Source organism: Pseudomonas sp. Marseille-Q0931, assembly GCF_940789645.1.
In the GTDB taxonomy this organism is placed as follows: domain Bacteria; phylum Pseudomonadota; class Gammaproteobacteria; order Pseudomonadales; family Pseudomonadaceae; genus Aquipseudomonas.
The window spans coordinates 20,218-40,119 of sequence record NZ_CALNWT010000017.1; the positions used below are offsets into that span (position 1 = coordinate 20,218).

General features: G+C 60.5%; 20 protein-coding genes. 14 read left to right on the forward strand and 6 right to left on the reverse strand.

Annotated elements, in window-relative coordinates; all coding sequences use genetic code 11:
* The 11 genes from P3C50_RS21475 (at position 1) to P3C50_RS21525 (ending at position 10,987) form a co-directional block, all read left to right on the forward strand.
* Complete coding sequence (locus P3C50_RS21475; RefSeq protein WP_275547540.1) at positions 1-426, forward strand: virulence-associated protein E; 426 nt, start codon at positions 1-3, stop codon at positions 424-426.
* Positions 410-1,672, forward strand: coding sequence for an ATP-binding protein (locus P3C50_RS21480; protein WP_275547541.1), 1,263 nt, complete (start codon positions 410-412; stop codon positions 1,670-1,672). Before P3C50_RS21475 ends, P3C50_RS21480 begins: the two co-directional genes overlap by 17 nt.
* Entirely contained in the window at positions 1,672-1,974 is a 303-nt protein-coding gene (locus tag P3C50_RS21485; RefSeq protein ID WP_275547542.1) for a hypothetical protein, read from the forward strand. The genes P3C50_RS21480 and P3C50_RS21485 overlap by 1 nt, the downstream gene beginning before the upstream one ends.
* Positions 1,971-2,594 (forward strand): hypothetical protein, encoded by a 624-nt coding sequence (locus P3C50_RS21490; RefSeq protein WP_275547543.1) that lies wholly within the window; start codon positions 1,971-1,973, stop codon positions 2,592-2,594. The genes P3C50_RS21485 and P3C50_RS21490 overlap by 4 nt, the downstream gene beginning before the upstream one ends.
* A 45-nt stretch (positions 2,595-2,639) precedes the next feature.
* Complete coding sequence (locus P3C50_RS21495) at positions 2,640-2,906, forward strand: excisionase (RefSeq protein WP_275547544.1); 267 nt, start codon at positions 2,640-2,642, stop codon at positions 2,904-2,906.
* A gap of 1,197 nt (positions 2,907-4,103) precedes the next feature.
* On the forward strand, positions 4,104-5,021 hold the full coding sequence (locus P3C50_RS21500; RefSeq protein WP_275547545.1) for a hypothetical protein: 918 nt from the start codon (positions 4,104-4,106) through the stop codon (positions 5,019-5,021).
* Between the two features lie 29 nt (positions 5,022-5,050).
* The gene (locus tag P3C50_RS21505) at positions 5,051-6,520 is read left to right on the forward strand and encodes a phage portal protein (RefSeq protein WP_275547546.1); all 1,470 of its coding nucleotides are present in this window, start codon (positions 5,051-5,053) and stop codon (positions 6,518-6,520) included.
* The gene (locus P3C50_RS21510) at positions 6,517-6,837 is read left to right on the forward strand and encodes a hypothetical protein (protein WP_275547547.1); all 321 of its coding nucleotides are present in this window, start codon (positions 6,517-6,519) and stop codon (positions 6,835-6,837) included. The genes P3C50_RS21505 and P3C50_RS21510 overlap by 4 nt, the downstream gene beginning before the upstream one ends.
* A 108-nt stretch (positions 6,838-6,945) precedes the next feature.
* Positions 6,946-9,726, forward strand: coding sequence for a tape measure protein (locus P3C50_RS21515; protein ID WP_275547548.1), 2,781 nt, complete (start codon positions 6,946-6,948; stop codon positions 9,724-9,726).
* A 3-nt stretch (positions 9,727-9,729) separates the two neighbouring features.
* A complete protein-coding gene (locus P3C50_RS21520) occupies positions 9,730-10,308 on the forward strand; it encodes a hypothetical protein (RefSeq protein WP_275547549.1) in 579 nt (192 codons plus the stop codon).
* A 115-nt stretch (positions 10,309-10,423) separates the two neighbouring features.
* The gene (locus P3C50_RS21525; RefSeq protein WP_275547550.1) at positions 10,424-10,987 is read left to right on the forward strand and encodes a DUF4124 domain-containing protein; all 564 of its coding nucleotides are present in this window, start codon (positions 10,424-10,426) and stop codon (positions 10,985-10,987) included.
* Between the two features lie 587 nt (positions 10,988-11,574).
* Here the strand turns inward: P3C50_RS21525 and P3C50_RS21530 are convergent.
* Positions 11,575-12,522, reverse strand: a complete 948-nt coding sequence (locus P3C50_RS21530) for a hypothetical protein (RefSeq protein WP_275547551.1) — start codon at positions 12,520-12,522, stop codon at positions 11,575-11,577.
* A gap of 227 nt (positions 12,523-12,749) precedes the next feature.
* Between P3C50_RS21530 and P3C50_RS21535 the strand changes: the two genes are divergently transcribed.
* Positions 12,750-12,971 carry a hypothetical protein gene (locus P3C50_RS21535; RefSeq protein ID WP_275547552.1) on the forward strand — a complete coding sequence of 74 codons (222 nt, stop codon included), beginning with the start codon at positions 12,750-12,752 and terminating at the stop codon, positions 12,969-12,971.
* Between the two features lie 55 nt (positions 12,972-13,026).
* Here the strand turns inward: P3C50_RS21535 and P3C50_RS21540 are convergent, their stop codons facing one another.
* The gene (locus tag P3C50_RS21540; RefSeq protein WP_275547553.1) at positions 13,027-13,251 is read right to left on the reverse strand and encodes a hypothetical protein; all 225 of its coding nucleotides are present in this window, start codon (positions 13,249-13,251) and stop codon (positions 13,027-13,029) included.
* 604 nt (positions 13,252-13,855) lie between these two features.
* Here P3C50_RS21540 and aroQ point away from each other — a divergent pair.
* Together aroQ and P3C50_RS21550 are read left to right on the forward strand one after the other, a co-directional pair.
* Positions 13,856-14,296 carry a type II 3-dehydroquinate dehydratase gene (gene aroQ / locus P3C50_RS21545; RefSeq protein WP_275547554.1) on the forward strand — a complete coding sequence of 147 codons (441 nt, stop codon included), beginning with the start codon at positions 13,856-13,858 and terminating at the stop codon, positions 14,294-14,296.
* 4 nt (positions 14,297-14,300) lie between these two features.
* Positions 14,301-15,152 (forward strand): shikimate dehydrogenase, encoded by an 852-nt coding sequence (locus P3C50_RS21550; protein WP_275547555.1) that lies wholly within the window; start codon positions 14,301-14,303, stop codon positions 15,150-15,152.
* A 61-nt stretch (positions 15,153-15,213) separates the two neighbouring features.
* Here the strand turns inward: P3C50_RS21550 and P3C50_RS21555 are convergent, their stop codons facing one another.
* From P3C50_RS21555 to P3C50_RS21570, 4 genes are all read right to left on the reverse strand, one after another.
* Complete coding sequence (locus tag P3C50_RS21555; RefSeq protein ID WP_197855530.1) at positions 15,214-15,885, reverse strand: TetR/AcrR family transcriptional regulator; 672 nt, start codon at positions 15,883-15,885, stop codon at positions 15,214-15,216.
* 97 nt (positions 15,886-15,982) lie between these two features.
* On the reverse strand, positions 15,983-17,890 hold the full coding sequence (quiC, locus tag P3C50_RS21560) for a 3-dehydroshikimate dehydratase QuiC (protein ID WP_275547556.1): 1,908 nt from the start codon (positions 17,888-17,890) through the stop codon (positions 15,983-15,985).
* Between the two features lie 191 nt (positions 17,891-18,081).
* On the reverse strand, positions 18,082-18,966 hold the full coding sequence (locus P3C50_RS21565; protein WP_275547557.1) for a DMT family transporter: 885 nt from the start codon (positions 18,964-18,966) through the stop codon (positions 18,082-18,084).
* A 105-nt stretch (positions 18,967-19,071) separates the two neighbouring features.
* Positions 19,072-19,890, reverse strand: a complete 819-nt coding sequence (locus tag P3C50_RS21570; RefSeq protein ID WP_275547558.1) for a sugar phosphate isomerase/epimerase family protein — start codon at positions 19,888-19,890, stop codon at positions 19,072-19,074.
* Positions 19,891-19,902: the final 12 nt, after the last annotated feature.

The following is a 19,902-nucleotide window of genomic DNA, read 5'->3' on the forward strand; positions in this document are numbered from 1 at the left end:
ATGACTCAGAAAAACGGCGCCTGTGCGCCGACGGGATCGGCTTGCCTGGAGAAAGTGCTTGGCCGCTTGGACAAGGTGAAGGCGGCAGGTTCCGGACGCTGGAAAGCCTGCTGCCCTGCCCACGATGACAGGGACCCTAGCCTAAGCATCCGCGAGGCCGAGGACGGCAAGGTACTGATGCACTGCTGGGCCGGCTGCACCACCCGCGACATTCTCGCGGCGATCGGGCTGGAGCTGCGCGACCTGTTCCCCGGCGACAAGCCGGCGCGCCGGGGGCCGAGCCGGGCCGCAATCGAGCATGAGCGTACCGTCTACCAGATCGGCCTATCTATGCAGCAGACCGGCTGCCGGCTGAGTGCCGACGACCTGCAGCGCTTCGAGTTGGCCAAACAGCGCCTGGGGGTGGCCAATGACCGCGCCCAGTGATCGTTTCGCCAAGGAGTGGGAAGGCGTCAGTACTCTGCCCAAGCCTGCTGGCGCGTCAGCCTGGCGCGCCAACCTTGTGTCGGCCGCGACCATCACCCCGAAGGCAGCGCAGTGGCTTTGGCCGCAGTGGTTGCCCAGGGGCATGCTCACCATCCTGGCCGGTGCAGGCGGTGATGGGAAAACCACCCTTACCCTGGGCCTGATCGCCACCATGACCAGCGGTGGCCGCTGGCCAGACGGTACTCACTGCAGCGAGAAGCAAAACGCGGTGATCTTCTCCAGCGAAGACTCCGCTGAGCACACGATCATCCCCCGACTGATCGCCGCGGGCGCCGACCTTACTCGCGTGTTCATCATGCAGGGCCGTATCAACGACCTGGGCGAACAGGAGCCGTTCGACCCGTCTCGCGATTGCGACCTGCTGGCGCGAGAGATGGAGCGTATCGGTGGCGCTGGCCTGATCATGATCGACCCCATCGTGGCGGCGGTGAGCGGCGACATGCACCGAGCCAACGACGTGCGCCGGTCGTTGCAGCCTCTGGTGAACCTGGCGGAGCAGCATGGCGCCGCCGTGCTGGGTATCTCGCACTTCTCCAAAGGTAGCCAGGCCAGCAGCCCAGCCGAGCGGGTATTGGGCAGCCAGGCATTCACCGCGCTGGCGCGCATGGTGCTGGTCAGTGCCAAACGCGAAGGCGAAGAAGACCGGGTGCTGGCGCGGGCCAAGTCGAACATCAGCGCCGACGACGGCGGCTGCACCTACATGATCGAACCAACCACCATCGACGGTGGGATCGCGACTGTGCGTGCAACCTGGGGCGACGTGATCGACGGCAGCGCCAGGGAGATCCTGGCAGACGTTGAACAGCTCCACCTCAATGACGAACCCGATGAGGACGATCCGGCCGAGGTGCTGCGACGTGTTCTGAGTGCTGGCCGGCTAGACGGGAAAGAGGCAAAGCGGGTGATGGCCAACAATGGCTTTTCGGCCAAGCAGGTACGCACCGCCCGCGAAAAACTCGCCGTCGAAATCGTCCGCGAGGGCTTCGGAAAGGAGATCGTTTCTTACTGGTCGCTGCCTGCATTCCTGCCCAAATCTCCATTCGTGCCCTCTGAAACCCATTCGTGCCCGCTCTCAGGAGAGGGCACGAATGGGGAAAAAGGGCACGAATGGGCAGGTGAGCCACCTCCGCTGATCAGCAGCCATACCCCACCGACCTTCGATGAGTCAGACGCGGAGGTGCTGTGATGGCTGCCATCGACTACCTCACCGAAAAGGGCTTTTCGGCCAAGGTCTCCGGCAAGCGTCTGGTCGTTTCCCCGGCCAGCAGGCTGACAGACGACGTGCGCAAGTACATCAAGGCGCATCGACTGGAGTTGATCGCAGAGTTGGCCGCGAATGATGGCCAGGAGCGCCGCGGCCACTGGAGGGTGAAACTCCCAGGCCTGCCACCATTCGTCATGATCAGCGAGCCCATCACACACGCTGAGGCGCTTGCTGACGTTCGCAGTCGCTGGCCAGACGCCAACCTTGTGGAGTCGCCGAAATGACCATTCTTGAGACGGGCGACCTCGCGACAAAAACGGGCACCACCAGCCCCACCGTTCTGGACATCATCGGGAGTGTGCTGCGCATAACCTGCCAGGTTGGCTTCGAGCGACTGGCCGACATGCTGAGCATCTACCCCGCACACAGAGGGCAGGCCATTCGGGCGTTGTCGAAATCTTCGCCCTCCTTGCGCGCGGCGCACCGTTGTGAAGAACGCCAATGGCTACAGAGGAAACGCCCAATAGCCCCAAATATGCGCTTCCTGCACTTCTACGATATTCGCTGCCACCAACAATGGCGCGGCCTCCGGCGATTTCTTGCATTTCTCTCTGGCGAGGGTGCAGGAAGCAGCAAAGGGCGGGATATCCCCGCCATTTCTCTGCGGCAGAGTCATTTCTGCTCAGCAGCAGAGTTGACAGCGCCACATGCCACCGCCGCCGCGGTCAAACCGACTATTCCCAGCTTGGTACGCAAAGCAGGAAATCCTGCTTTGGCAAACCCCGGAACTGGTGTATGGGCTCTGCCACCGATGTATTGCGAGGCGGGAACCGACATTCCCGGTTTTCCGGGTATGTATGCTGGCGAACCGATGAGATTGGCAAAGCGGGAATTCCTGCTTTGAAAGCTGCATGCCCCCAATTACCACAAACCCAAGGATGCTCAATCTATGAAACTGGTGACCCTGGCGCGCTGGGCAGAGCTGACCTTTGAAACACCGCCTTCAGCCGCAACACTGAGGATGTGGGCACGTAGCGGCAGATTTGATCCTCCAGCCCAGAAGGTCGGGCGCTCCTACTACGTAGCCAATGACGCTCGCTACAGGGAGCTGACGCCTCCCGAGATACTTCCGCAAGATGACTCATTGATCAGTCGCATGATCAGGTCAAACGCTGGGGACCATCGTCGCCCGAGAAGACAGAAGAAAGCCCCGTGAAGACCCTCGACCACACACTGGGGTCGGCGCCACAGACCGCTGGGATACGCCAACCGAGCACCCGCCCAGGTAGACCGAACCACGGCATAGAGCCTGGCATTCCGGCTACCCCAACTGCGGCACGCCGGAGGGGTCCCTGGCCTACCCCCGGCCCCCACGGGGAAGGCGTTGAGCCGCGCGGTAGTCGACAATTTTTCGGTTTTCTAGTGCTCCACCACAAGGCTCCATTCGTGGCTCTGGAGGGCCCGTAGATACTGAGGTCTGGCCGATACAGGGCATTGGGAGACTTGTACATTTCCAGCCGCCATGAGGCTGCTCAGATGTACAAGCCGGGCCATTGGGAGCGCACAGCGATTTCAGATGTGAGGTATTGACGATGCCATGTGCTTGGCCAGAGTTTGCGGCAGCCGTTCCGCTCCAAGAGGCAGCAAGTTTGCTGGGTATATCCAGCGGCCTGGTGCGCGAGTTAGTGGCACAAGGTGCGCTTGCTGTTTGCACGCGAAAACCACTCCCCGAGGGCTATTGGGGGGCGTTGGGAATTGACGCCATAACGGCAATAACCCAACGCCGTCCATTCAGCGGGAAAACACTCGCAAGACTCACCCCGGATGATGCGCGGGCCTGCATCACCGCTGGAACAGCCATCATCCGAAAAGCACTACTGGAGCCGTCACCTGGTAACAGCGATAACTCCGAGGCCACCTACTCGCTTCTCAGCAGCGCAGAGGGAACGGCAATCACGATCGATGACCTACTCGTTAGCCGAGCTGAGTTCGAGCGCGCCGCCGCAATGCTCGGCATCGAGTTGAGTAAGTTGCAGCTACTCAGTAACTCAGATGCCGCACTCGGGGCTGCGACCAGGCAGCACATGCAAAGCCTTGCTCTGCGTCCACGAGATGGATCCGCCGAGCGGGAGGCTGAGTACCAACGATGGCGCGACTGTGCATCCGAGATACAGGCCGGCCGGCTCTATCCAGCCAGCAAGCGCCAGCTAGCACCAATGGTCAAAGCTGCACTCGGTCTTCCAGACTCGGATCGAACGATACGTGCTCACCTATAAGCTCTGATAGGCCAAAGGTTGTACTCACTACCTGGCGCACGATCCGATGGGCAGTGGGCTGGGCACGTAGGTGCCGCCCAGCCCTAGCCAATAGGCTTAATGCATCGACAACGGCAACCAGTAGAGGCCGACAGAGCATGAGCCGGATCAAAAAGAGCAAGCCCGACCAATTCCGCAGTGACGCAATCAAAGCCAAGCTCGAAGAGCTGCGGCTGGAGTTACAGACACTTCAGGCAGAGCAACCGCAACTGCAAGAACAGCTTCAGGCAGCCCGTAAAGCCGGTTCGAGGGCTCGCGCCCCGGCCGGCACAGCTTCTGAGAGCAGTATCAACAGCCCGGCCCGGGAGATTCATGGCCGTCTGTCTCTGGTTAATTCGCGAATTTCCGACTTGCCACGCGAGATTGCTCAGTTGGAGGCGGAGCTCTCTATGCTCGAGCAAGCCTTTAACGCTGATCAGGTGATCGCTGCATCGACTGCCAAGGCAATCGAGTTTGGAAAACAAGCCGCAACCCTTCAGGCCAATCAAGATCAACTTTCCCGCCGCATCGCCGAGACTCAGAACGAGATCAGCTCTTCCCTGGCCATAGCCGCACAAGCAGAGCAAGGCGCCGCCCAAGCTATCGCGGGTGCAACTTGCGAGGAAGAAAAACAAGCCGCCTCCCTGCAAATGGAGAAGGCAGTCGAACTCTCTGTCGCGAAGGAATCCAGCAACCGCATCAAGCAGCGCGCTATAGACGCGATGGTCGCCGAAGCGGCCAATCTCACGAAGGCCATTGATGAATTGGAGCGCCAGATTCAGGAAGAAGAGATCAAGGCAGCCGAGGCCGCCCTGCTGAAGCTCGGAGAGCAATGGAACCAGAAAGCAGCCGAGCTCAGTGAGTTGGGCGCCCTCATTGCTTCAGTGGACATGATGCAAGGAGGGCGACTGCACATGCTTGACGGACTGGCATTGCCACTGCTTGCCACCAAGTCACGACACACCATTGATCGTTACTGCCTCCTGGAAAAAGCCGAAGACCGCAGCCTTACGATTCATGACCTGGCTTCGGTTTGAACAGGCTTAAGTGCCAGGGAGAAACCTTGATGGAACTTAAGACCTTGGGCAGCCTCGGCTTCGTGATTGACGGCATGCCATTGGCCCAGGCCACTTACGATGCAGCAAGCCAGGGCCGCCGCCTGAAAGGTTGGGCGCCAGGCGCTGCCGGCCCAACTCGATCCGTAGTCGGCCAGCTCAGCACCGTGCGGGCTCGCTCGCGCGATGCCGCTCGCAACAATGGCTGGATCGCCAACGGCATTGGCAACTGGGTAAGCAACGAGATCGGCACCGGCATCAAGCCACGCAGCAAGGCCAAGGACAGAGCCTTCGCGATGGCCGCCAATGCGCTATGGGAAGAAGAGTTCGCCAAGACTGCCGATCATGACGGCGTGCTGGACGTATACGGGCTGATGGCTCTGGCTGTGCGCTCGCGTAAGGAAGCCGGTGAAGTATTCGTGCGCATCCATCGCATGCCGCTGAATGCCGGCCTGCCGGTACCGCTGCAGTTTCAGCTGATAGAAGCCGACCAGTGCCCTCATACCCATAACGAACAGCGCTCGGATCGCCAGGTAGTTGCAGGCGTTGAGTTCGCTAATGGCAAGCGCACTCGGTACTGGATGTATGCGCGGCACCCAGGCGAGCCTGGTCTTGGTAATACACAGTTGGTCCCGATTGATGCTCGGGACATCATTCACCACTTCGCTCCGATGCGGCCTGGCCAGGTGCGTGGCATGGCTGAAACCGTGCAGGCACTGGTCAAGGCTCGCGACTTCGACGAGTACGACGACGCCGAGCTGACCCGCAAGAAAACGAGAGCCAACTACACCGGCGCAATCAAGCGTCAGGGCTACGACGAAGAAGATTTCAAGTTTGATCCGTTCACCGGCGACCCGATTGACTCCAGTAGCGGCGTCCCAGTCGTAAGCCTGGAGCCGGGCACCTTCCCGGCGCTGCTGCCAGGCGAAGAAATCCAGTTGTTCGACGGTGATCAGGGCGGCGGCTACGGCGACTTCATGCGGCAGCAACTGATGGGGGTCGCGGCAGCGCTGGGCATCCCCTATGAACTGCTGTCGGGTGACATGCGCAACGTAAACGACCGCATCCTGCGGGCGTTGCTGAACGAGTACCGCCGCCACATCGAGCAGTACCAGTGGCTTTACACCATTCCGCAGCTCTGCCAGCGGATGTGGGAGGCCTTCATTGATGCCGCTGTGCTGGCTGGGCGCCTGCGTGCGCCGGACTACGCCACGCGCCGCCGTGAATACCTGGCCTGCGACTGGCGCCCGCAAGCCTGGCGCTACCTGCATCCGGTGCAGGACGCCCAGGGCGAACTGATGCTGATCAAGGGCGGCCTGAGTTCCCGGGCCGACGCCGCCGCCGAGCGCGGATACGACGTTGAGGAGATCGACCAGAAGAACCAAGCGGATGCAGCGAGGGCCAAGAAGCTTGGCCTCTCCTACAGCCATGACCCAGTACCAGACCAACCTTCCGAAGACGCTCCGGAGAAACGACCATGACCCAGAACATCACCAACAGCAAAGAACTGCAGCTAGGCAGCATCTCGGTAACCGTGCGCGAACTGAGCGTATTGCAGGTTCGTTCCTGGTTGACCGAGCTGCTCAATCCCCAGCCCCAACGCGATCTGGTGGACGAAGCTTTTTTCACAGAGTGCTCCATCAGCGATCTACTACGCATGACCAGCCTGACGCGCGACCAGGTGGACGAACTGCGCCCCTCCCAACTGCAGGAGGTGATCGCGCTCTGCAAGGAGCTGAACCCCGATTTTTTCGCGTTCATGGGGCGTCTAGTGAAGCCGGCGGCGCCCACAGCTTGAGAGAGCTGGATCGGTGTATCACGGCCATGGTGCAGCTAGGGCACTCCAGCGCCCCTTTCTATGGATGGTCGTTCTTTCTCGCGTCACTGAATGCCACAGGAGGCACCAATGACAGACGTTGAGCTCAAGTTAACAGCCGACGCCGGCCAAGCCACGAAAGAGGTGGCCGGTTTTCGCCGCGAGTATGCAGAACTGGTGCGCAGCATTGAGAAGCCGCTACGCCAGATCGATGCCTTGAAGGAAACTCAACAGAACGCTAAAGCAGCAAGTAGCGCTTACTTCGAAGCAAGGCGCCGGGTTGACGAGCTGAAACGGGCCATAGAGCAGGCTGGTCAGCCAGTGCGCCAGCTCGATCACGCCTATACCCAGGCGCAGCGCACTTTGGCCAACGCTACCCGTGAGTTTGATCGGCAGAAAGCCAAGGTGCGCGAGCAGCGCGCCGAACTACAAGCCGCAGGGGTAGATACCCGGAACCTGGCCGCGGAGCAGCAACGGCTCCAAAGCACGCTGGCCAAGGGGCTCACATCTGGTCGCAATGATCAGGCCATCAGGGCGGCAGTTCAGGATCTGGGCGTTGGTCGCTATCGCGCGGCCCAAGTCGAGGTGGAGCGCCTGCGTGGTCAGTACCAGCTACTGCGCAACAGCGGCACCCTTACGGCCCGTGAACTGGCTGTGGCTCAGCAGGCGCTGACTCAGCGGGTGCGCGAAACGCAGCAGGCTATGCGCGGCGTCAATGCCGAGCAGCAGCAGTCACGCCTTGGTGGTGGAGCTGCCACCCTGGCGGCTCAGTTCGGCGGAGCATACGGCGCCCTTCGCGGCCTGCAGGGCGTTATCCGCATTGCAGACAACTGGGTGGAGTTGACCGACCGTATCAAGCTCGCCAGTGGCAGCCAGGAAGAGTATGCGCAGGGCATGGAACGGTTGCGCGAGGTTTCAGACCGCACATTCACGGATATGCGGGGTAACGCTGAAAACTTCGTGAACGCCCTGGCGCCTCTGCGTGACCGCGGTTTCAGCAATGATGAGGTGCTGAGCTTTGTCGAGGCAGTTGGTCTTGGCCTGGTGGCCAGTGCCGCCCGGGGCGAGCGTGCCGCCGCTGCATTGCAACAGTTCAGCAATGCCCTGCAGGACGGAAAGCTGCAGGGCGATGCGTTCAAGGCCATGATCCGCACGACGCCGGCCCTGGCCGATGCCCTTACCCGGTCACTCGGTGTAACTCGTGAAGAGCTGGCGAAGATGGCTAGCGCAGGGCAACTCACCACGGACGTTTGGGTGCCGGCGGTGATTGGCCAGATCGATTCTCTCGGCGGCGCAGTCGATGGCATGAGCGTCCTGGTTAGCGATGCGCTCACCCGGCTCAATAACGCCTGGCAAGACGCCATCGGCAAAGCCGACACCAAGCCCTTAGTTGCAGCAATCGAGGATCTGACCAAGACCATCGGTGATCCACTGATCGTCGAGAACCTGGTCAAGATCGCGTCCGCCATGGTGTACCTGGCGAGCGTTGCGGTATCGGCTGCGAGCGGCTTCGCCGAACTGGGCGACAACATTGGCTATGCGGCAGCCAAGGCAAGCGGCAACGTCGACAAGCTGACCAAGCTGGAAAAGACCTTGAAAGAGGTCAATAACGCGATCACTGGTGACAGTTTCATCGGCTCCAATACCGTGGCCGTGCTCATGAAGCAATTCGACCCGGAAGGGTTGGTGCGGTGGCGCAAGGAACTGGAAGAGGAAATCGCCAAGGTCGGCGCCGAGCTTTCCGGTATGAGCCTGGAGGCCTACAAGGCGCAACAGGAAGCAGCCCGCCAGCAACGCGAGGCCGAACGCCAGGCGCTCGATGAGCAGAAGAAGCTCGATCAGCAGGAGGTGGACTCCAAGCGCGAGAAGTTCAGCGAGCTGGCAAAGCTGCGTGACGCCGAAGTTAAGGCTTCGGCCGATACGGTAAAAGCTCGCGCGAAGGCCGAGCAGGAAGCGCTCAAGGAACTGGAAAAGGCCAAGCAGGCACAGCTCGACACCGAAACGCGCTACAAGGACGCACTCGACCGCCTTCGTTCTGGCGGCACTGGGCAGGCCAGCTTCGCCGGCGTAATGGATTTACGGATGGAAGCACGGCAGGCTCTGGAAGCGAAAGACTTCGATGGAGCGAAGAAGAACGCCCAAGCGGCCTTGAAAATGCTGATGGAGCTGGCGGATGCCGGGGCAAACAGTTATGGCTTCGCAGGCATCATCGAAAGCCTGAAAGGCATCGAAGTTCAGGCCGACAAGGTCAACCTCGACAATGCCCAGAGCAGCTTCGATCAGGCTCAGAAGCAGGTAGTAGACCTCAAGGGCCTGCTCGATGAACTGAAGGACACCACCATCACCGTCACGATGGATCAAACGGCACTGGACAAGGTATACGGCCAGCTTGCGCAGTTGGCGCAACGCTTCAAGCGGGAGCTGGTCATTCCGGTTACGCCAGTGGCTGGGCAAGCCGGCGCCGCCCCTGCCGGCCAAGTTGATGGCTACGCCGACGGTGGGCTGATCCGTGGACCGGGTACCGGCACCAGTGACAGCATTCTGGCCAGGCTCTCCAATGGGGAGTTCGTTATGCGCGCGGATGCCGTGAGGCACTATGGCTCCGCGCTGCTGCAGCGACTCAACAGCCGCCAATTGCCCAGGTTCGCCGATGGTGGGTTGGTGAGTAGTGCCCTGGTGCCCAGCGTGCCGATTGCAGCGCAGCAGATAGAACGCACGGTCGAGGCTTCACGTGGGCCGGATCTGAGCGACTACGGTTATCTTGGGCTCGACTTGGGTGGTGGGCAAACCCATGAGGTAATCGTTCACAAGTCAACTGAGCTCGATCTGAAGCTGCTTCGGTTGAAGTTTGGTCGCGCGCATAGGAGATAGCCCATGGCTAATCAATGGAACCGCAATGGCGGTCGACTGCTTTGCTACTACCTGTCTACACACCATCCGGTGTTCAAGTTCCCCAGCGGGCTCGGCCCTTTTCCCACTGCGGCAGAGGCCGGCGAGGCCATGGACATGCTCCTGGCGCGCTACCCGGATTTGCACATTCGGTTGGATCGGTTGCCCAACAGCTCTGAGCTTATGAGCCTCCCCGATGAGACTCTGGATGAGCGGCTTGGCACCTCCCAATGGTGGCTCGAAAGGCTACTGCAGGCGCCCTTCAGCGTTGTTGAAACGGTAGAGCCATCCCCTAATGAAGTAACCGCCGAGCATGCCAGGCAGATCGCTGCTCGGCTCGGCTGTTCGCCTTCAGACATCGCCGTGTTTCAAGGCGCTACCACTGCCGATATCCAGGAGCCGCTCTGGATCGTTTTTCGCCTTCACCTGCAAACCGAAGACGCTGCAAAGGCCAAAACCAAAGTGCTTTGGTTGAGGCGTGAGCGCGAGCAAAAAGACCTTGATACCGCAGGCGTGATAGCTACCACGCTCGCGCTCTACTACCCAGCCACAGACCTGGTTTGATCATCACAGCCCCAGCGTCACGCGCGCGGGGCTACTCCTCTCCCAGCCCGTCGAAGTTTTGTGTGGTGGCACAACGATGGTAAATTGCCAAAGCAAGCCGCAGGGAGGGAACCCCATGACCAGATCAGTTTTCTTGATGTGCCTGCTCGCTGGAGCCATGCCAGCAGCTCAAGCTGCGAGCGTATTCAAATGCGTCGATGCCAAGGGCAAGGTGACATTCACCCAGCAAAACTGTCCCGATAACCACGCTCTTGATGACGTGGTATCAGCACGCAACCAAGCCCCAAGCGGTACCAGCGCACCGACGAAAATGGCGGAGCCCGCTAGCCGGGCGACAGCGCAGCAATATCCCTCTGCCCAGCGTTATACACAGCAACCAGCCCAACAGACCAGTAGTGGAACATCAGTAACCGTTGTTGGCGGGTCTGCTGAGCGTTCGCCATGCAGTACTGGTCTGTCTGATCGCGATTTACGTACCGCCAAAGTGCGCGGAGAGATCGTGCCTGGCATGTCCCGCAAGGACGTTGAATCGATGTATGGCGCGCCCAATCGTGACGGCCATGCTCGAGGTGCCGGCGCAAGCACGTACTGGAACGACAAGTATCTGGATCAAACCTCTGTCGGCTATGACAGTAACGGATGCGTGCACGGCAGCTACCAATCGGGGCACCGAAACTGACCGGAAGGGCCAGCAGCACGCTCAGCCAGATTAACAGCAGCAGATTCCCTGCATTGCAGGCTTTCTCGTGCATGGCGCAGATTTGCGCCATCGCCTGCGTAACCAGCCCCCAAAATCCCACTGTGCAGTGGAATTTTCTCACTTTGAGGAAATTCGGTTCATCCGCCATTGGCGGTCGAGATATTCCCCCAGTGGGGGTGAACGAATCGTTCATCCTCAAATCCAGGATGAACCCGCCATGTGTCGGGTCAGGGGAGAAATCCTCCCGTAACCCTAAGTACCGTGTTCCTGCGCTTCTGCCAAATCCCGCTACGCCTAAGGCGACCGCCGCTTACGGCCTATCCAGCATTTCTACGGGGAGAGAGGATGAAGGAACGCGAAAAGTTAGCCAAAACCGCCTCTGCATGTGATGTTCGATCACCTGTAGGCCAGGCCCAAAGCTGTCTCAGCAACAGGGCTAATTCTGATCAGCAGCAGGGTTGGGCCGGGCAGGCAATGCTGCGAGTCAAGCCTTGGAAAAGCCAACATTGGAACATGGTCGTCAGCTAAAACATCAAAAGCCCTGGAGCAGATAGCATATCTGCCCTCTACTTTTTCCTTTTCGACTTCAATTTGAAAGCCCACCGATTTAGCCATGTATAAATATTGCCTACAACATGCGTCATAAAAAAGCCATAATGAGGAACATCCACATCTGCATAACTTTCAAAATCCTTAAACTCATAATTAACAGATTCCACAGAGAAGCCCCAAGTCATCAACCCAGAGGAGGCTAAAATTCTCTCCAACTGAGACGCCCCCTCAATATCATCCGCACTAACAGTCACACCTCCTATCGTGTAATTACCACCGCTATATAGGCGATGCTCTTTCTCCTCTCCGACGGATGTCTTTTCCATAACAATAAATTTCAGCGTATCAGCATAGTACTGGCCATTATGAATCTTCTTCACCGGCCTTACAGGTATTATGAAATTGTTCCGCAGAGATTCAAAATAGACGTTCCAATACGTCTTGTACTTCCGCACGACAGATAAACCGCTGGGCGTTGCCACCACCAAAGACTTAGGGATTTTGTGATCGAGCAGCATCTTGCCTATGCTCGCCTTATAGGTTGACGCAATATATCCAGAAACACCCTCATGAAAGCTCAGCTTAATTGTTTCAAAAGGACTTAACACGCGCGGCGAATGAGTATAGTCCACCAGCTCCAAATAAATATTACTATCCACCCTCAAGTATATCGTGCTAACCGCCACCGCTTTATCTTTAAAGTTTTCAATAACAACCTCACTCACATACGGCTGATTACTCCAAGCGCTACTAGAAACCTGGAACAGTCCGTGAAACTCCACGCCTCTTTTTGAAAAGTGCTGGTATGCAGCATAAAAAAGAACAATCAACGCAATGGCAAATGAAAAGAACGCCACAACCAAGGACGATGCCGATATGAGCAGACTAATGAATGTATTGCCATCCATAGCTGCGATATCTACTTCGCCAGTCTTGATTAGAAACTCTTCAACAAACGACATTCTGCACTCCATGTCTGACTAGTGGCTGGCGAATCTTACACCGTCCTTCCTGCCACCTGCGAAGGAGGATCGATAGAGCGGGCGAAAAGTATGGAGGCGACAAGCGCCCGAACGACGGGGGGAGCCAAATTTTCATACCCGCGAAAAATGAAACTCAAAATCCAGGCAGATCCGGCGCCGCAGATTCGCTCTGCTGGCACAATGAGGCGTGTTAGAACGCGGGGGTAATGAGAGTGAGCGCGATCGATTGCGACTACCTGGATGACTACGACCGCCGCCGGCAGCCTCAGGGCATTCCGTCAGATCTGGCAGCGCTGATCGCCCTCAAGGCTGCGGCAATGGCTGCTGAATTTGAGGCTCGTGCGCAGGAAGAGCTGAAGAACGCAGCTCGCCGCCACCTGAGGGCCGGGCAGACGATCAAGCATATCGCCTGGCAGTTGGGCCTCTGACTTGGTGTCGAACGCTCAGGCGGGGTGAGGTATATGCGCGCCGCTCAATCACTGCCTATCGCCTGAGTCGCGGCCGCCCCGTCTTCACCGCTCGGTGTTCGCCCGCCTCATAGTCACGTAAGAACTGCCGAACACTCTCCAGTCGCCAACAGAGACGCGATCCCTGCTTGAAGTAAGGTGGAAGCCAATCGGCGCGCGACTGGATTGCGCTCCTAATAGACGACTCAGTGCGCCCTAAGAGCTTTGCCAGCTCCGGCACGTGGATAATTTCAGGATCCATAGTTCAAGCCTACATCACCTCAACGTCCCGAAGCACCATTGCCACGAGCTCGTTACGATTGCCGGCCTGGTAGGCAATCCAGCCGACGCACCGCAATTTACTGATCTGTTCACCGGGGTGGTGCCATTCGATCGCAAGGCTGCGGTGATTGCAGCTGAGTTTGATGCACGCTGCACAACGGCCTGACAGTATCGCCTGACCGATAGGGCTATGATTTACTTAACGGCAAGCGAGCTGCAGGGTATGGGTCAAATCATGGGTTGCACCGAACACTAATCGCGCCAACCAGATAAATCAGGCCTCTCAGCTACTAAATAGCCGGCCACAAGCCGGCTTTTTTATTGCCTTTCGCCAGGCAACCGCAATCAGGTGGTGCAGGGTGGCGAGCGCAGCTGACCAGGCAACAACCGAACCAGCCGGCCGATAACCGCCCACTTTTCCTCCTTTCATCGCCCCCTGCGTAGCCCGCGTATCTGCTGACGTTGACGCCCTGCCGGGGGGCGTGACGCGGCGCTGCGCCCAGGGTGAGCGCACCCTCCCGATTGACTGAATTAACCAGTTAGTACATTTTTCACGGCGCCCCTCACAACAACAAGAGACAGCCATGACGCCCTGCATTCTCGTTCTCAACGGCCCCAACCTGAACATGCTCGGAACGCGCGAACCGGCCACCTACGGGCACGAAACCCTCGCCGATATTTCCCAGCTTTGCGCCGACACCGCTGCCGAACATGGCCTGGCAATCGAGTTTCGCCAGACCAATCATGAAGGCGAGCTGCTCGACTGGATTCATGCCGCGCGCGGACGCTGCGCCGGCATCCTGATCAACCCGGCGGCCTGGACTCACACCTCGGTGGCGATTCGCGATGCGCTGGTGGCCAGCGAGCTGCCGGTTATCGAAGTGCACCTGTCCAACGTGCACAAACGCGAGCCGTTCCGTCATCACTCCTTCGTCTCGCAGATCGCCGTGGGTGTCATCTGCGGGCTCGGCAATCAGGGTTACCGGCTGGGCCTGCAGTACTTCGCTCAATCGCTCAAGGGTTAAGACCATGTCATCCGTTACCAGCGGCATCCTTGCCGGCCTCATCGGCAAAGGCATTCAGGCCTCGCGCACGCCCGCCATGCACGAGCGCGAAGGCGATGCGCAGGGCCTGCGCTATCTCTATCGGCTGATCGACCTCGATCAGCTGGGCCTGGATATCGATGCCCTGCCGAACCTGCTCGAGGCCGCCCAGCACATGGGCTTTACCGGCCTCAACATCACCTTTCCGGCCAAACAGGCAATCATTCCGCTGCTCGACGAGCTGTCGGACGAAGCCCGGGGCATTGGTGCGGTGAATACCGTGGTGCTCAAGGACGGCAAGCGCGTCGGCCACAACACCGACTGCCTGGGCTTCGCCGAAGGTTTTCGACGTGGCCTGCCCAATGTGGCCCGCCGGCGCGTGGTGCAGATGGGCGCTGGTGGCGCTGGTGCCGCCGTGGCGCATGCCCTACTTGCCGAAGGTGTCGAGCGCCTGTGCATTTTCGAGGTGGAGCCAGGCCGCGCCCAGGCCCTGGCGGACAATCTCAACGCACACTTTGGTGCCGAGCGCGCTTTCGCGGGTGACCACCTGGCCGGTGAAGTCGCCGCAGCCGACGGCCTGGTCAACACCACGCCGGTGGGCATGGCCAAGCTGCCGGGCACGCCACTGCCAAGCGAATTGCTGCATGCCGGATTATGGGTTGCGGAGATCATCTACTTCCCGCTGGAGACCGAGTTGCTGCGCCACGCCCGCGCCCTCGGCTGCCGCACGCTGGATGGCGGCACCATGGCGGTGTTCCAGGCGGTCAAGGCGTTCGAACTATTCAGCGGCCGCCCGGCCGATGCCGAACGCATGCAGGCGCACTTCGCCAGCTTCTGAGCCTACGCATGCAAAAAGCCCCTGGCAGCGACAACTCTGCCAGGGGCTTTTTCATATCTGCTCAGCCCTGGATATAGCGCAGCACGGCGTCGCAGATCATCGTCTTGTGGCGCTGCTTGACCTGTTCGTCAGGCAGGTCGATCTGGAAGATTTCGCCGAAGGTGTGACGGTTGGATACCCGGTAGAAGCAGAAGGAACTGATCAGCAGGTGCACGTCGAGCACATCGATACCAGGTCGGAAAATACCCTCCTCCTCGCCGCGACGCAGGGTCTTGCCGAGGGTGTCGAGCACCACGTTACTCATCTGGCGGATGGCCGGCGACTGCTTGACGTACTCACCGTAGTGAATGTTCTCGATGCTGACGATACGCACGAAGTCGACGTTGCGGTCGTGGTGATCGAAGGTGAACTCCACCAGTCGGCGGATCGCCAGTACCGGCGGCAGCGAGGCCAGGTCGAGGCGACTCTCGGTACCGCGGATATCGCCGTAGACTTTGACCAGCACCTCGAGGTAGAGCTGCTCCTTGCTGCCAAAGTAGTAGTAGATCATCCGCTTCGAGGTCGCGGTACGCTCGGCTATGGCATCCACACGAGCCCCGGACAGGCCCTGCTGGACGAACTCCGTGATGGCGGCCTGGAGAATGCTCTCGCGGGTCTTCTCCGGGTTGTTCTTACGTACCTTGCGCACCACCTCGGTAGGTTGGCTGGCCAGGTTGGCAACGGCTTCGGTCATACGGCGATGTCTTTTTTATAGGTATTGGTAGTGCGGATTATGGCAGGCCGGACAGCCGCCAGGCAGCGGCAACCGAGCGGTTGCCGCATCGCCCGGCTTACAGCCGGGGCCGCTTCAAGCCACCGCTGCGCGCCTTGGCCATGGCCGCCAGACGTACCGCGACGTTGGCGGCGCCGTAGCCCACGTAGCCGCCCTTGCGCTGAATGATCTCGAAGAAGAAGCGTTCCTCGAACGGCTCGGTGTAGACGTGGAAAAGCTCGCCGCCCTGGGCATCGCGGTCGTACAGCACGTTGTAGTAGGCCAGCTCGCTGAGGAACTCGTCGTCGAAATCGAAGCGCGCGGCCAGGTCGTCGTAGTAGTTCAGCGGAATCTCCAGCAGCGGCACGCCGGCCTCCTTGGCCCGCGCCACCTGGGCGAAGATGTCGTCGCAGGAGAAGGCGATGTGATGCACGCCGGAGCCCTGATAGCTGGACAGCGCATGGGCGATGGCGGTGTTGCGGTTCTCCGAGATGTTCAGCGGCAGGCGAATCGAGCTGCAGCGGCTGCGGATCGCACGGCTTTTCACCAGGCCGTAGGGATCGGGCAGCACCACTTCGTCGTCGGCCTCGAAATCCAGCAGGCTCTTGTAGAACAGCACCCAGCTGTCGAGCGAGTCGGCCGGCAGCGCCAGGGCCATGTGATCGATGCGTTGCAGCCCGCCGCTGGCCTGGGCCTTGGCATCGAGGCTGAAATCGGTGTCGTAGATGGTCTGCCCTTCTCCGCCCTGCTCTACCAGATAGATCAGGCTACCGTCCGGTGCGCGCACGGCTGGGATTTCCCGCTCGTTGGGCCCGACCAGGCCACGATAGGGCTGGCCGCGGTAGTCGCAGGCACGCTGCAGTGCCTGCGCGCCGTTCCTTACCCGCAGCGCGGTGGCGCAGAGCGAAGGGCCGTGCGACTCGAAGAAGTTGTGCGCGAAGGAATAGGGCTCGGCATTGAGCACGATGTTGATATCGCCCTGACGCAGCAGGCTGACATCCTTGGAGCGGTGCTGGCCGGCGTGGGCGAAGCCCAGGCGCTCCAGCCAGCCGGAGAGACGCGCGCCGACGGCCTCGTCGACGGCGAACTCGAGAAATTCCACGCCGTCGTAGCGGTGCGCCGCAGGCGGGGTGAAGAGCACGCCCGGCTCGATCTGATAGCCCTCTTTCTCCAGACGCTTGTGGGTCTTCTCCTCCAGATAGAGCAGCGAGCGCAGGCCGTCGGCCGCGTTCTGCCGGGGCGGTGCGGCGCGGAAGCCATCGTTGAAGATCTCCAGCGACAGCGGGCCGCGATAACCGCTACGCAGGATTGGCGCGAGGAAACCCGCCAGATCGAACTCGCCCTGCCCAGGGAAGCAGCGGAAGTGACGGCTCCACTCCAGCACGTCCATCGCCAGAATCGGCGCATCAGCCATCTGCACGAAGAAGATCTTGTCGCCGGGAATATCGGCGATGGCTGCCGGGTCGCCCTTGAGCGACAGCGTATGGAAACTGTCGAGAATCATCCCGACGGCCGGATGGTCGGCCTGGCGCACCAGGTCCCATACCTGCTGGTAGGTGTTGACGTGACGCCCCCAGGCCAGCGCTTCATAACCGATACGCAGGCCACGCGCGCCGGCACGCTCGCCGAGCAGGCGCAGGTCGTCGATAAGGATTTCGTCATCGCCCAGCGAGTCGGCGGCGACGTTGCTGCACACCAGCACCAGGTCGGTGCCCAGCTCCTGCATCAGGTCGAACTTGCGATCGGCACGGTCGATGTTGCGCTGCAGGCGGTCGCGGCGACAGCCCTCGAAATCACGAAACGGCTGGAACAGGGTGATGGCCAGGCCAAGGTCGGCGCAGCGCTTGCGAATCTCGCCGGGGCTGCCGTCGTAGTAGAGCAGGTCGTTCTCGAAGATTTCCACGCCGTCGAAGCCGGCGGCGGCAATGGCTTCGAGCTTCTCGGGCAGGGTACCGCTGAGGGAAACGGTGGCAATTGAACGCTGCATAGACGGCTCCGGGCTGAGGCGGCGCCGTAGCGGGCGGAGTGGAGGGATCGAGACGTGCTCATGAGCCCTCACTCGGCCGGTTGGTCGGCGCTCATGGATTGTTCGTAGCCTGGATTATTGGCAGGGCTGGGGAGATCAGCAATTCAAAATGAACGAACTGGTTAGTTTTCCGTTCGATAATCGAACACTGATCATTTGCGAGACCGCTGCCGGCTCTGCCAGGCCGCAGCCAGGCCACTGAGGCAGATGATGAGGATGCCGATCAACGCCGTGGTATCGGGTGTGTGCTGGAATACCAGCAGACCCAGCAGGCCGGCGAAGACGATCTGCACGTAGCCGAACGGCGCCAGCAAGGCGGGCGCCGCGTGGCGGAAGGCGTGGGTCAGCATCAGGTGGGCAGCCATGCCACAACCGCCCAGCGCCAGCATCATCAGGCCGTGCGTGACGCTCGGTACATGCCAGAAGAACGGCACCAGCAGGCTCATCACCAGGGTGTTGACCAGGCCGGCGAAGAAGTTGCTGGTGGTCGCACTGTCCACTTCGCTCAAACGCCGAGTGAGGATCTGGTAGACGCTGAAACACAACGCGGCGCTCAGCGGCAGCAGCACCGCCGGCGTGAACAGGCTGCCGCCCGGATGCACGATGATCAGCACGCCGATAAAGCCGATGATCACCGCGGCCCACTGCCCCGCGCTGACACGCTCGCCGAGTAGTGGCACCGACAGCGCGGTCACCAGCAACGGCGCGAGAAAGATCACCGAGGTCGCCTCGGCCAGCGGAATGAACATCAGGCCGGTGGTGAACAGCAGGCTCACACCCAACAGACACAGCGCACGCAGTACCTGCAGGCCAGGACGCTTGGTGCGCAGCACGCGTAGCCCGGATTGCGGCAGGAAGATGCCCGCCATCAGCAGGGTGTGCACCAGATAGCGCGCCCAGACGATGAGGATGATCGGGTAGAAACCCGACAGGTATTTGGACATGGCATCGTGACTGGCGAACAGGAAGGTCGCCAGCACCATCAGGCCGATCCCCTTGAGCGGATGATTGGCGCCGGACAATGCAGTGGTGCTCATGAAATACCCGGAAAGCGGACGCGCCGCAAAAAGATAGCAAGACAACTAACTATACAGGCCGCAACCGAGCAGCGCCTATCTCGGCTGCGGCAACGGCTGGCGGGATTACGACTGACGGTCAAGCACCTGCCGTGTCTTCTCCAGCGCCATGCTGGCCCGCTGCAACGCACTGACGCCCTGCTCCAGCAACTGCCGGGTGGGAATCTCCAGGCTCAGCGGGATGTTCGCCGGCAGGGTTCGCAGCAGGCCCGGCAGGTCGCAATCGCCCTCGCCGGGGAAACGCCGCTCGTTGCGCGCCTGGCGCAGGATCTCGTCCATGTCATCCGGGCGCGGCCCGGCCACGTCGCACAATTGAGCGTAGCGCAGGCGCTCGGCGGGCATCGTCGCCAGGTCCTGCAGACGCGAGGCCGAACGGTCGAAGTGAAAGGCATCGACCAGTACGCAACCATTGCTGCGCCCCGCCGCGTCGACGATACGTGCCGCCTGGGGCAGGTCGCGAGCGTCGGTCCAGGGCATGAACTCCAGATGCGGATGCAGGCCGTACTGCGCGGACAGGTCACAGAGTGCGGCGAAGCTGTCGGTCAGGCGCGCCTCGTCCGGGTCGTTGCCAGCCACCAGCAGTTCGCTGGCGCCGCATTCGGCCCCCACGGCGAGAATGGCCTCGAAATCGCTGACACGGGTGTCCGGCTTCAGGCGCAGGATCTCCACATCCAGCACCCGGATGCCGGTATCGCGCAGGCGCTGAAGGGTCTGCGCGCGCAGCGCGGCATCGGCGACCAGCGGGAAGTGATGCTCCTGTGGCGTGGCCGGCACCAGACGCAAGCCAACATGGCTGTAGCCGGCGCGCGCCGCGACTTCGACCATTTCCGGAGGTGACAGCTCGAGTACGGTCAGGGCGGCCAGGGACAGAATGCGTTCGCTCATGATGACTCTCTG

What these genes read in the sequence shown, in the direction of transcription:
- P3C50_RS21510 (WP_275547547.1), top strand. Translation starts at nt 6,517, where the DNA reads ATGACCCAGAACATCACCAACAGCAAAGAACTGCAGCTAGGCAGCATC.
- P3C50_RS21530 (WP_275547551.1), bottom strand. Translation starts at nt 12,522, where the DNA reads ATGTCGTTTGTTGAAGAGTTTCTAATCAAGACTGGCGAAGTAGATATC.
- P3C50_RS21525 (WP_275547550.1), top strand. Translation starts at nt 10,424, where the DNA reads ATGACCAGATCAGTTTTCTTGATGTGCCTGCTCGCTGGAGCCATGCCA.
- P3C50_RS21565 (WP_275547557.1), bottom strand. Translation starts at nt 18,966, where the DNA reads ATGAGCACCACTGCATTGTCCGGCGCCAATCATCCGCTCAAGGGGATC.
- P3C50_RS21550 (WP_275547555.1), top strand. Translation starts at nt 14,301, where the DNA reads ATGTCATCCGTTACCAGCGGCATCCTTGCCGGCCTCATCGGCAAAGGC.
- P3C50_RS21495 (WP_275547544.1), top strand. Translation starts at nt 2,640, where the DNA reads ATGAAACTGGTGACCCTGGCGCGCTGGGCAGAGCTGACCTTTGAAACA.
- P3C50_RS21540 (WP_275547553.1), bottom strand. Translation starts at nt 13,251, where the DNA reads ATGGATCCTGAAATTATCCACGTGCCGGAGCTGGCAAAGCTCTTAGGG.
- P3C50_RS21520 (WP_275547549.1), top strand. Translation starts at nt 9,730, where the DNA reads ATGGCTAATCAATGGAACCGCAATGGCGGTCGACTGCTTTGCTACTAC.
- P3C50_RS21480 (WP_275547541.1), top strand. Translation starts at nt 410, where the DNA reads ATGACCGCGCCCAGTGATCGTTTCGCCAAGGAGTGGGAAGGCGTCAGT.
- P3C50_RS21505 (WP_275547546.1), top strand. Translation starts at nt 5,051, where the DNA reads ATGGAACTTAAGACCTTGGGCAGCCTCGGCTTCGTGATTGACGGCATG.
- P3C50_RS21500 (WP_275547545.1), top strand. Translation starts at nt 4,104, where the DNA reads ATGAGCCGGATCAAAAAGAGCAAGCCCGACCAATTCCGCAGTGACGCA.
- quiC (WP_275547556.1), bottom strand. Translation starts at nt 17,890, where the DNA reads ATGCAGCGTTCAATTGCCACCGTTTCCCTCAGCGGTACCCTGCCCGAG.
- P3C50_RS21490 (WP_275547543.1), top strand. Translation starts at nt 1,971, where the DNA reads ATGACCATTCTTGAGACGGGCGACCTCGCGACAAAAACGGGCACCACC.
- P3C50_RS21570 (WP_275547558.1), bottom strand. Translation starts at nt 19,890, where the DNA reads ATGAGCGAACGCATTCTGTCCCTGGCCGCCCTGACCGTACTCGAGCTG.
- P3C50_RS21485 (WP_275547542.1), top strand. Translation starts at nt 1,672, where the DNA reads ATGGCTGCCATCGACTACCTCACCGAAAAGGGCTTTTCGGCCAAGGTC.
- aroQ (WP_275547554.1), top strand. Translation starts at nt 13,856, where the DNA reads ATGACGCCCTGCATTCTCGTTCTCAACGGCCCCAACCTGAACATGCTC.
- P3C50_RS21475 (WP_275547540.1), top strand. Translation starts at nt 1, where the DNA reads ATGACTCAGAAAAACGGCGCCTGTGCGCCGACGGGATCGGCTTGCCTG.
- P3C50_RS21555 (WP_197855530.1), bottom strand. Translation starts at nt 15,885, where the DNA reads ATGACCGAAGCCGTTGCCAACCTGGCCAGCCAACCTACCGAGGTGGTG.
- P3C50_RS21515 (WP_275547548.1), top strand. Translation starts at nt 6,946, where the DNA reads ATGACAGACGTTGAGCTCAAGTTAACAGCCGACGCCGGCCAAGCCACG.
- P3C50_RS21535 (WP_275547552.1), top strand. Translation starts at nt 12,750, where the DNA reads ATGAGAGTGAGCGCGATCGATTGCGACTACCTGGATGACTACGACCGC.